Source organism: Myroides pelagicus (genome assembly GCF_009711055.1).
In the GTDB taxonomy this organism is placed as follows: Bacteria; Bacteroidota; Bacteroidia; order Flavobacteriales; family Flavobacteriaceae; genus Flavobacterium; species Flavobacterium pelagicum.
In genome coordinates this window covers 1-3,517 of record NZ_WMJY01000069.1, presented here as the reverse complement: position 1 = coordinate 3,517, position 3,517 = coordinate 1, and the positions used below count along the sequence as shown (strand labels likewise).

The 3,517-nt window shown below is 29.8% G+C and carries 2 protein-coding genes; one reads left to right on the top strand and one right to left on the bottom strand.

Annotated features, from left to right (window positions below; translation table 11 throughout):
* On the top strand, nt 1-1,424 hold a 1,424-nt coding region (locus GJV77_RS14475), incomplete at its 5' end, for a MutS-related protein (protein ID WP_155037043.1).
* Here the strand turns inward: GJV77_RS14475 and GJV77_RS14470 are convergent.
* Nucleotides 1,421-3,343 carry a polysaccharide biosynthesis protein gene (locus GJV77_RS14470; RefSeq protein ID WP_155037042.1) on the bottom strand — a complete coding sequence of 641 codons (1,923 nt, stop codon included), beginning with the start codon at nt 3,341-3,343 and terminating at the stop codon, nt 1,421-1,423. The genes GJV77_RS14475 and GJV77_RS14470 overlap by 4 nt on opposite strands.
* Nucleotides 3,344-3,517: the final 174 nt, after the last annotated feature.

The window sequence follows — 3,517 nt, the reverse complement described above, 5'->3', positions numbered from 1 at the left end:
GCCGGAATAAGTGGTGCAGTATTGGGTGGAATATCCACTCTTCAATTGGACAACAATATTTGTATCATACATTACATACTTTAACATCACCAAATACTGTAAGAAAACTTGATAGTTGTATTGATTTTTTCATCGAGAATGAAGAACTCAGAATTCAAGTCCAAAAAATATTGCTTGCCCTATCACACAAAAGTGCTTATTCATATCATTATATTACTACTAAACATAACTATTTTAATAGCAAAAAACTTAAAACTGCACTTCTACTTAACCTATTAACACTAATTACATTTGTATTAAGCTTTATTAGTTACACATTTGTATTGTTAATGATTCCTATTTTTAGCATTAATCTTTACTTACATTTTCGAAATAAATATGCACAATACAATTTACTTGATGCTACTAATAACTTTAAATTAGTTCATAAGGCATATAGTGAAATAGAAAAATTAAATGAATTACGCAACCTCATAGAAAAAGAAACCACTGTCGATGAAAAAAATAAAATAAAAAAACTATACTTCCTTACTCACTTCTTTTCAGCTGAAAATATAGTTAAAGATGACATAACAACCTTAGTCTTCTTCCCTTTAGAATTATTAAAGATATTATTCAACATAGAGGTAATTACTTTAGAATTATTTGCAAAACTAAGTGTAAGTATAAAAGATATATTAAAGAAAAACTTTGAAATTATAGCTAAAGTTGACATAACTATTGCTATAGCAGATTTACAAGTCGAAAACACCTTATGTAAACCTACATTCATAAAGAATAAGGAAATTCACATTTCCGAAATTATTCATCCATTGATTACTAACTGTATTCACAATGATTTAAATCTAACGAACAAAAGCTTATTATTAACTGGTTCAAACATGGCTGGAAAAACAACATTTATTCGAACGTTTACTATTAATGCAATACTAGCTCAAACTTTAGGCTTTGTATTTGCGAAAAAATATGAAGCTCCTTTTTCTAAAATTAATACTTCAATTAGAATAACAGATAATTTAGAAGATAATACAAGCTATTATTTAAAAGAAGTCAAACGGCTAAAAGAGTTCATACAACAAGCTGAAACTAATAGTCCATATATACTAGTATTAGACGAAATACTAAAAGGAACAAATACTATAGAGCGCATTGCTTCCTCCTACGCAATATTAAAATATTTAAATGACACAAATAGTATTGTACTTGTATTTACATATGATCTAGAATTAATTGATTTACTAGAAAAAGAAAACTATCAATGTCAATTTTTACAAGAAAACATTGTTAATAACCAATTACATTTTGACTATAAACTACAACTCGGAAAAATAAAAACGACGAATGCCATAACTATACTAGAATTACAGAAATTTCCAAAATTAATTACTGATCTAGCCCATACTACAAAAAAAAGCTTCAGTTAACTAACTGAAGCTTTTTTATCCAATGATTCATAGCGTGAATTCTGCGATTGAAACTCTGGTACTATTGCTTTAAGTTTACCGACTAAAGTGAAAGCATCAACACTTTCTGAAGAAGATACAACTACCTTACATAAATTTTCAATAGCATCTTTAGCTAATGCCAGATCTTGATTGCGAACTTTTGCAATCATTATTTTTTCATGATGTGTTTTCACTGTATTCTCATCATTTGCTAAAAGCTCTTCGTAAATCTTCTCTCCCGGCCTTAATCCTGTAATTTTAATATCTATATCATTTGGATAACTTAGTCCGCTTAACCGTATCATACGCTTTGCTAAGTCAATAATCTTCATCGATTGTCCCATATCAAAGACAAATATTTCTCCACCGTGCCCCATTACTGATGCTTCAAGTACTAACTGACAGGCCTCAGGAATAGTCATAAAATAACGGGTAATATCTTCATGCGTAACTGTTAAAGGACCACCTTGATCAATTTGACGTTTAAACAACGGAATTACTGATCCATTAGATCCTAATACATTACCAAAACGAGTAACTATGAAGTTAGTATGTCCATTATTAGCTAAGGTAGAAACATAAATTTCAGCAGCACGTTTTGTTGCACCCATTACATTCGTAGGGTTAACCGCTTTATCGGTAGAAACCATAACAAATTTATTCACATGATACTTCACAGAAAGGTCAGCGATAACTTTAGTTCCCTTAATATTAGTGTGTATAGCCTCATACGGAAGTGCTTCCATCAACGGCACATGCTTATAGGCAGCAGCGTGATAAACCATATCAGGGTTAAATCGAGCAAACAACAAATCCATCGTATGTTCGTCTCTAATATTTGCAACTACATAATGAATATTTTCACAGTTATCAGACTTCATAGTTTGCTGCACATCATAGAGTGGTGATTCAGCATGATCAACTAATACTAATGTCTTGAAATTAAAACGAGCAATCTGTCTTGCTATCTCGCTACCAATAGATCCGGCAGCGCCAGTTATAAATATAACTTTTTTATGTATCTCTTCAGCTATAATTGGATTATCCAACTCAATGCTTTTTCGACCTAATAAATCTTCAATCTTTAATTCTTTAATTTGACGATTAGTATAATTACCATCTAACCAATCAGTTGCCGGTGGAATAATCTTTATACTAACAGGTAATTGTTCTAAAATTTCCGATATTTCATTAAGACGCAACCTAGGAACGTTTTGAATAGAGATAATTATGTCGTCTATTTTATTTTTTAAAATAAAAGCTTCATCAATTGTTTCTGGTGCATACACTTGATACCCACTAATACGAGTACCTATTTTCTTCTTACTGTCATCTAAAAAACCTACAATTTCAGTTTTTATCTTTGTATCTGATTGTAATGCACGTACAGTAATAATCCCTGAATCCCCTGCACCATATATTAATACTCTTCTGTGATTACGAATGTCTAAAATGTAAGAATGATAGAACTGACTATAAAATAATCGAGCCAATACCATCATTACCGTGGTAAACAATAAATGTAAGAAAATAAAAGAATACGAATATCGAAAGTAATCAGAATAACGATCATTAATAAATCCGTTGCGTTGCAATGAACTACATATCGTTAAAAGAAAAGAAGCGAACAAACAAGTTAAAAAAACATTCTCAACATCCTTTAAGCTCGTTTGTCGAATAATGCCTCTATAGGGCTTAAATAAATAAAAACTAATTGGATAAAAAATAAACACCATTGGTAGTTTATTCATAATCAATTCCATATCAAAGTTTCCAAAGAAATTTGTTAAAAATAAATTAGAAACTAAATAAGTAAACAAAACGATTAACAAATCGATACAAAGAACAATCCCACGAGGAGTATCTCGCTTCAATTGTTTCCTTAGAACTCTATTCATACTACAAATATTAATACACCATGTGTAATCCTCTTTTCCCAAAGCAAAGATAAAATAAATTATTTCATAAAAAAAAACTAAAATCTGAAACAGTTATATTATGTAAATTATTCATAACTAGTCAAATATTGACATTGAATAATCATTATTACTAACACATAATTAATCCTAAAA

Bases quoted from the DNA above. Each gene is read 5' to 3' on its own strand.
- GJV77_RS14470 (WP_155037042.1), bottom strand. From the start codon at position 3,343: ATGAATAGAGTTCTAAGGAAACAATTGAAGCGAGATACTCCTCGTGGG.